This is a genomic window from Candidatus Schekmanbacteria bacterium, from assembly GCA_003695725.1.
Taxonomy (GTDB): Bacteria; Schekmanbacteria; GWA2-38-11; order GWA2-38-11; family J061; genus J061.
Map to the genome: position 1 here is coordinate 1 of RFHX01000360.1, position 7,925 is coordinate 7,925.

7 protein-coding genes and 1 riboswitch are annotated in these 7,925 nt (G+C 36.3%); of the genes, 3 read left to right on the forward strand and 4 right to left on the reverse strand.

Annotated elements, in window-relative coordinates; genetic code table 11:
• Positions 1–1,476: hypothetical protein (locus D6734_12990; protein RMF92116.1), on the reverse strand; the 1,476-nt coding region annotated here is incomplete at its 3' end.
• A gap of 3 nt (positions 1,477–1,479) precedes the next feature.
• The gene (locus D6734_12995) at positions 1,480–1,869 is read right to left on the reverse strand and encodes a MerR family transcriptional regulator (GenBank protein RMF92117.1); all 390 of its coding nucleotides are present in this window, start codon (positions 1,867–1,869) and stop codon (positions 1,480–1,482) included.
• 272 nt (positions 1,870–2,141) lie between these two features.
• A riboswitch (cobalamin riboswitch) is annotated at positions 2,142–2,331 on the forward strand.
• Positions 2,332–2,434: 103 nt separating this feature from the next.
• On the opposite strand from D6734_12995, the gene D6734_13000 reads away from it, so the two are divergent.
• The 3 genes from D6734_13000 to D6734_13010 all read left to right on the forward strand — a co-directional run bounded on the left by D6734_13000 (position 2,435) and on the right by D6734_13010 (position 6,537).
• Positions 2,435–4,468: a TonB-dependent receptor gene (locus D6734_13000; protein ID RMF92118.1), complete on the forward strand. Its 2,034-nt coding sequence runs from the start codon at positions 2,435–2,437 to the stop codon at positions 4,466–4,468.
• Between the two features lie 93 nt (positions 4,469–4,561).
• Positions 4,562–5,668 (forward strand): YncE family protein, encoded by a 1,107-nt coding sequence (locus D6734_13005; protein RMF92119.1) that lies wholly within the window; start codon positions 4,562–4,564, stop codon positions 5,666–5,668.
• Positions 5,669–5,700: 32 nt separating this feature from the next.
• Entirely contained in the window at positions 5,701–6,537 is an 837-nt protein-coding gene (locus tag D6734_13010) for an energy transducer TonB (protein RMF92120.1), read from the forward strand.
• Here the strand turns inward: D6734_13010 and amrA are convergent.
• Both amrA and amrB read right to left on the reverse strand, forming a co-directional pair.
• Entirely contained in the window at positions 6,518–7,084 is a 567-nt protein-coding gene (amrA, locus tag D6734_13015; protein RMF92121.1) for an AmmeMemoRadiSam system protein A, read from the reverse strand. The genes D6734_13010 and amrA overlap by 20 nt on opposite strands.
• A 21-nt stretch (positions 7,085–7,105) precedes the next feature.
• Complete coding sequence (gene amrB, locus D6734_13020; protein RMF92122.1) at positions 7,106–7,924, reverse strand: AmmeMemoRadiSam system protein B; 819 nt, start codon at positions 7,922–7,924, stop codon at positions 7,106–7,108.
• Position 7,925: the final 1 nt, after the last annotated feature.

The following is a 7,925-nucleotide window of genomic DNA, read 5'->3' on the forward strand; positions in this document are numbered from 1 at the left end:
ACCTTTATTTGACTTGTTTAGTGAAACATTACTCACCTCTAAATTATCTGCAATATTTTGCTTGACTGCTTTCACTTTCCACTTAACTTTTTTTCCTTTATATTTCTTCTCACCATTAAAAGTTATTTTTAAAGTTCCAGTTACTGAAGTATCTATTTCAATATAATTTGATCCAAGATATGCAGGAGGATGAGGGAAAGAAGAAGTTGATTTTATGCTTTTCTTTATTGTGCCGGGTGCACTAAAAGAAATGGTTTTTATCTTCGATACATTCTGCCACCTGCTTCCTTCCTCATAATTTTTACCTAAATCAAGGTTTTTAACTGCAAAATCTATGAACCCGTTCTTAAGACTGCTTCCATTATTTTTAAGATAGGAATTGATTGCTTTTATTGCTGATTTTTTTTTGCAAAGAGTCCAAACATCCTTAAACATATCACTTCCCGTATAGTTTTGGGAAAGATACTTCGCAAAAATAACTGTCCCATACTCATGGAATCCGTTTACTTTTGTGAGATGTATTTCAGGCACTGAAGTCCAAGGAGAATATTGGTCAATCGAGGAAGTGTCAGTCATCATATATGTATAAATATAATCATTCACCTCATCGTAAACTTGGTCCTCCATCCAAACTGCACTTGCCTCCTGCCACCAAACACTTTCATTTCTATCATAGGCAAATTGAATGGCATGAGAAAATTCGTGGGCAGCAGTCACCTTTTGCGAACCTGTCTCAGCCCCGGCAGGGTCATCATTTTCAGTAGTTGGCATAACATTGTTTACAACGATATAGGGCATATTGTTTGAAGTATATGTATTTGTGTAGGCAAAAAAGCTGCTGTCAAGGGTAAGTTTGCCGGGCTTAATGTCCCCTGCCGTATTTGCAATATAGATATCGATGAGCTTATCTGAAGATTTCTTTGGTTTTTTAAGCCCCATTTCATCAATCTCTTTAGTCCAAGCATTCTCGAAATAACTGCTCAGCTTTTCAACAAAATCAGGATATCCGCTTCCATCGTCATCATCAGGCGGTATTCCAGTGCCAAAAGTAGGGCTATAAGTTTCATCACCCCAAATAATGACAAAGTTATCTGAAACATAGGTATTTGATAATCCAAATTCATTGTTGACTTGTTTATATCCCTTCTTCCAGCTTCTATCTGCTGAAATCGGTGATTCCTTGAAGATATAGCCATCAACAATAGCGCGCGCAGAGGGACTAAGTTTAGGCAAAGCTTTCATTATTTCAGTCATTATAGGAGTGCCACATTTTTTGGGGCCTCTCTTTCTTTGTATTCTCAAAGCTGTAAAGGGCGAAGTTTCATATGTTTTATTTTTTCCAATCAGAGTATTCAATTTATCGATGATTTCATTGTCTAATTTTTCTCCAGCAAATGAATTATTTGAATTAATAAAGGTAATGACACAAATAAAAGCCAAAAGAACAAAAAGCACAGTGAAATTAATTTTTCTCATATTTCATTTCCTTTTCTTTTTTATTGGGGCTACATCTCTTCTCTGCACTTTAACAAGAGCGGATGATTGGGTTTCCTGCCATTTTTTTAGTTCTTCAGAAAAATGCTCAAGGAGTGTTTTTAACATATTGTCCATCTCCTTCTGCATCTCCTCTATTCTCTCGCTCATTCGAAGGATGATTTCAACTCCTGCAAGATTTACTCCAAGCTCATGCGTCAATCTTTGGATAAGCTCTATCTTTTTGATATCTTCTTCAGTATAAACACGAGTATTGCCGGAAGTCCGCTTAGGTTTAACAAGCCCTTCCCTCTCATAAATTCTTAAAGTTTGCGGATGTATATCGAGCATTTGCGCCACAGCACCAATTGAATAACCTGCCTTCTTTCTTGCCATAGTTAAAATCCTCGTCTATTCACTTTTTTATTTTTTATACTTATGATGTCAAGTTTATACTTTCCATTGCTTTTCATCAATAACTTTAATCGTAAGAAAAAAACAACTCTTAAATCTATTGATAAATGGATTCTTCTTCAAGATAGATAGTAATAAGAATTTTCAGATAGAAACTAATTATTTCTTGTTAGATGAACAGTTCAAAAAGCAATTGAGATATTTCTCTCCTAAAATTTTCATCTTGACAATAATTTTATTTTTAGATTATTGTATGAATTTAGTTACAGTCAGGTTGCTGTTGAAACAGCCTAAGAGGGAAGATGGTGAAAAGCCATCGCGGTCCCGCCACTGTAAGCGGTGTTGTAATTCCTATTAAGCCACTTTCTGTCATCTAAGGCAGATGGGAAGGCAAGGAAGTTGAAACCGCAAGCCAGTAGACCTGCCTGATTGTACCTCACAAAGGTTCTTCGAGGATAAAGAACGTGAGGGTAAGAGGGAAGATATATATTAGAAAAAAATTTTCCCCGTCCTTTATTTCTCGAAGGACGGGGATTTTTTTTGGAAAATGAAAAGCTATCTAAAAAAACTACTAATTTTTGCCTTTTTCAGTTTGCTGATAACAGCATTAAAAGCAGAAGGAGGAGAAAAATCTACCAACATAGGTACTATCAAGGTAACTGCAAAGAGAGAAATCAAGCAGGAAGCCATTGTAGAATATCCGACATCATATGTCACTGTAATCGATGGTAAAAAAATAGAAAAACAGTTTCGCTCTGTGCCTGAAGCCATATCTGATGAGGTTGGGGTTAGAGTAAATAAACTCGGCGGGCTTGGAAGTTTCAGTACAATATCTATTCGTGGCTCTTCCTCAGACCAAGTAGTCGTTCTTCTCGATGGCATTCCCATAAATGAAGCTCGCGGAGGTGGAGTTGATATATCAGAAATACCTCTTTTCAATATCGACTCAATCGAAATATATAGAGGAAATTCTCCTTTGAGATTTGGACAATCAGGCATAGGTGGTATTGTCAATATAAAAACCCAAATACCTGAAAACGAAAACACTTTTAAAAGCTCATTCAGTTATGGCTCGTTTGAAACTTATCGCTATTCATACTTTGTAACGCATTCGTTCAAGAAGACCAAACTTTTAATAGGCATCGATTATTCCAAAAGTGATAATGACTTCGACTTTTTTGATGACAACGGCACAATCTTTACTTCTGAAGATGACAGATGGACACATAGAAAGAATAACAGATTCAGGTCGCTCAATATTCTTTCTCGGATTGAAAAGGAAATAACTTCTAACTTCAGCATTTCTTTTTACAACAACCTCACAAGGACATTCAAAGGAGTACCGGGCATTTCAGCATATCAATCTGAAAAGGCATCGCTTAGAAACCTGATGAATATAAGCCGAATTACTTTCAAAGCAAATCATTTTCCTCACAAAATGTTTACTCTCAAATTGACTCTTTATAACACCTATGAGGTAAGCAAATTCAAAGATAAACTTGGTGAAATCGGTATAGGTTTTCAGGATAACCGCAATGAAACAAACAGTATTGGCGCAAGATTAAACCTTGAAGGAACTCTTTTTGAATATCTCGATACTAATTTTTTAATTGAAGAAAGATATGAAAGATTCAAGCCGGAAGACAAATTAGCAACATCAAAATCAGGCAACAGCTACAGACGCACATTAACATTGGGCACGGAAGAAAATTTCAATCTTCTATCAAATCGCTTGATGCTGACTGCAGCAGTTAAGTCAGATATGATAAATGATAAATCTTCGGACAACTCGCCTTTTTTCTTTGCTGATAAACTCAGATTCAAAAGGGAATATTCTGAATATACAACATATCAGACAGGATTCAAATTTTCACCTATCTCTTGGATTACAGTCAGGGGAAATGTTGGTAAATATTATCGTATTCCAAGCTTCTTTGAATTATTTGGTGATAGAGGAGGAGTAATAGGCAATCCGAATTTGCTTGCTGAAACCGGGAAAAATCGCGACATCGGGATAAGAATCGAGAAAATTTTCACAGACAACCCATTTCTTAAAAAGTTTTATCTTGAATCCGTATATTTTGACAATGAAGTAAAAAATTTAATTCTTTTCATACAAAATTCACAGCGCACATCGAAGCCCGAAAATATAGGAAAAGCACGCATTAAAGGCGCTGAATTTTCCCTTGGATTGAACCTTACTGACTATATTGAAGCGTCTGCAAATTACACAAAACTCGATGCACGAGACAAAAGCCGAATACCTGCATACAAATCAAAATTTCTTCCTGGAAGACCAAAAAAAGAATTTACCTATAGAGTGCGTATCTTCAACGAATACGGGGAAATTTACTATAACCTCACAAAAATTGAAAAAAATTTCTTGGACAGAGCAAACCTAAAACCAACAAGAGACAGAGAAATTCACAATATTGGCGCAAGCATCTTTTTCGGCAAGACTTTTACAATCAACTTCGAGGCAAAAAACCTCAATGACAGCAATGTTTCAGATGTAAATGGATATCCAATACCGGGACAATCTTTTTTCATAACCTTTACAACTTTTTTTGAAGGGAGGTGAAGCTTTGATGTAATGTGAAGGATTTTCAACTATAAGAGTTTTGAATTGAGAAAATAATGAAATCAATTTCAACCAATGAGAAGGAGGTTTTAAATGAATCCTATGAAGTCAAAATTATCTCTCAAAAACTTAAGCTTTGTTGTGATGCCGTTTTTTTTCCTCTTTGTTCTGATGACACTGGCAAATGCGAAATCGAGGGTCGGATATGTGCTTAACTCCGATTATTCAAGCGGTTCAACTATAAGCACAATCAAATACAATGGGAAAAAGACAAAGGCACAAGTAAATCAGGACATCTTGAGCGAGCTTCATTCAGATTCAATAATAAGAAAATTTAAAAACTATATCTTTGTAATTGCAAGATATCAGGGCGACAATGTAATTGTGCTCAAAAAGAATGACTTAACGAATCCTTTAAAACAATACTCATTCACCGACGGCACAAATCCGCAGGATATGGTTTTCAAAAACAAAAAAACTGCTTATGTAAGCGGCCTTGGCTCAAATGATATTCTTGTTATCAATCCATTGACAGGCAAAGTAAAGAAAAAAATTGATTTGTCTGATTATGCTGATTCCGATGGCCTTGTTGAAGCTGCATCCATGATAAAAATAGGAAAACTTCTATTTGTCTCCCTTCAGCGACTTAACAACCTTAACTACTTTTCGGCATCGAATGATAGTATGATTGCAGTAATCAATATCAAGACAAACAAATTAGTCGATACAATCACTCTTGCCGGAAGAAATCCAAGCAGCATGGTTTATTGCAAAAAGAATAAAAAGATATATGTATCTGATACAGGCACATATGACACAAGTGATTCTTATGGCGGCATCGAGGTGATAAATCCAAAAACACTTGAATCTGAAGGCATTATTATCACTGACGATTCACTTGGTGGTACACCGGGAAGTATAGCTCTTTACTCTTTATCAAAGGGATTTATCGTTATAAGCGATTCTTCCATGAATAATTATGTAGTTTCATTCAATGCCAAAAAAGGGAGTGCCGGAAGTCAGCTTTCAGGGACAAGCACAGCATATATCCCTAAAATTCTCATTGACGGTAAATTTCTCTACGTCCTTGATAGAGATTCCAACAATCCGGGTATAATTGTATATAATGTCAAAAATAATAAAAAGGTGTCAGGCCCAAAAAGCACTGGGCAATTGGCGCCTGCAGATTTAATTTTATAGTAAGATAGTTATCGAAAGAAAGAAGGGGTGGAATGTTTGAAATTGAAAGGAAAAAAGAGAGAAGAGGCATCTTTCTTTTTATATCCCTCCTAATTCATCTTATGATTGCAGTGCTTCTTTTCTCGATGCCTGTAAAAACAAAGAGTCGGAATGACACAGACTATAGCAGGCATATAATTATTGATTTTGACATTCCTGCCCCTTCATCATTAAAAACACTCTCTTACGGAAATAATCAAAAGGGACTCAGCAAAAAATTGATTGCAACAAAAAAAGTTCCATTGAATAATTCAAAGGGGAAAAAAATATCCAAATCAAGTTCTTCCATATCAGAAAAAGAAAAAGGTAAAAATAAAAGAAGAGAGGACTTGCCTTTAAAATTCACATTGAATGGTAAAAACAAAGATGAATTGATAGGTATTCAAAACATTTCCTTTTCAAAAGGAAGTTTGATAAAGGGCAATAGTTTTTATGGAACGGCTGCTGATGGGAGAGAAGGTTCGGGTTTCGGCAAAAGTTCTTCCTCAGGAAACGGCAATGGCAAAGGCATTTCCTCCAATGGCAACTCCGCCAATCCATATTACTCAACTTATTATGACATCTGTTTAAAGCAAATTGAAAAGAATAAACGATATCCTCAAAAAGCTATAATTCGCCAGATTGAAGGCGATGTTGATGTAAATATTGTTTTGAATGAAAATGGTAAATTAATTAGGGCGAATATTTTGAAATCATCGGGGTGGGATATGCTTGATGAAGAAGCAATTGAATGCGTTAAAAGGGCATCTCCCTTCCCCAAACCACCAAAAGAACTTCTGTTGAATTCACGACTTTCACTTACTTTTACAATTATTTTCGAAATTCTCTAATCCCAAAATCCTTTTCTGAAAAGATTTCAGCCGTAAAGGCAAGAATTTCCGCATCTTCTTTCCACTCGTCTCGTTCAAGTCCTGCTTTCAAACAGGTTTCCTCGAGAAAAGTAATGTTATCCCAATTATATCTCACTGCAACCTGCGGCAAAAGAAGTCCTGAATAGAATCCTTTTTTGATAAGAATTCCATCTTCCCCTACCTTTATTTCATCAGGGTTTGAAATTTTTCTCAGAGGGCTCAATACAGAAATCTCTATTTCAATCTCATCAAGCTCATCAGAGCTTACAGGTGGAAATCGAGGATCTTGCAATGCAGCAGCTTCTGCCATTTCCCAAACAGTTTCAATCAGGGGTTTATATGCCTCTACAAAACCGATGCACCCTCTAAGATAACCACCTTTGTGCAGCGTTACAAAAGCACCCCTCTTTTCATTCAAAATCTGGAATGGAGATTCAGGGAATGACTGTGATAAATTTGCCACTGCATTTTCAATTGATTTTCTTGCCAAATGAAGAAGAAATATTTTTTCATCTTTATTCATTATATTACTTCATTACATCTTTATTCAATCTTTGTAAAGCCCTGCGGCAAGATACCCAACAACCTCATCATAGTCTCCTGTAACATCCCCGGAGGTAGCATAACGGTAAATTGCAGATGACGGACTACTGCTCATCTTAGCCAAAAGGAGGGAAATAACGATAGGGCTTGCCCCGCAAGCTTCACATCTACCATTTTTTAGGTCATTGACCAATCCCTCAGCATCTATATCACGAATATGTTCAATCAATCTATGGTCGAGCAATTCTGCTTTTCTTTGCGGGTAAAAATGAGAAAGGTCACTGCTTGAAACAACCAAAGTTTCGGCATCTAAAAACCTATGCAGAGATTCGGCAATTCTTGTGCAAGTATCTATCTCATAATCATTGAAAAGCATTGGAACGATTTTAAATTCCCTCAACACAACTTGAAGAAAAGGCAGTTGTATTTCAAGAGAATGTTCTTCAATGTGAGGTGCACGCTCACTTTGAAAGATGGTATCACCTTCTTTCAACTTAGAACAAAATTCCTCATCGACAGGAATAAGCCCCAAAGGTGTTTCAAAGGCGCCTGTATCGAAAAGAGCACAGCTTCTGAGTGGATAGCGATGAGATGGCGCAATGATAATAACTCTTTTAAAATCCTTTCCTAATATCTGTTTATATGCATATGCCGCAACCTGCCCTGAATAGATATATCCGGCATGAGGAGAAATGAGACAAAGAGGTTTATTGGCTTCTTTTTCTTTATGAATTTCTGCCTTATCAAGATAAGAATTGATATCTTGTCGAAGTTCCTCTTTGTTATTAGGATACCATGAACCGGAAAGAACAGACTCTCTTATC

Excerpts from the sequence above, each read along its gene's own strand:
- D6734_12995 (RMF92117.1), bottom strand. The coding sequence starts at position 1,869 with ATGGCAAGAAAGAAGGCAGGTTATTCAATTGGTGCTGTGGCGCAAATG.
- D6734_13005 (RMF92119.1), top strand. The coding sequence starts at position 4,562 with ATGAATCCTATGAAGTCAAAATTATCTCTCAAAAACTTAAGCTTTGTT.
- D6734_13010 (RMF92120.1), top strand. The coding sequence starts at position 5,701 with ATGTTTGAAATTGAAAGGAAAAAAGAGAGAAGAGGCATCTTTCTTTTT.
- D6734_13000 (RMF92118.1), top strand. The coding sequence starts at position 2,435 with ATGAAAAGCTATCTAAAAAAACTACTAATTTTTGCCTTTTTCAGTTTG.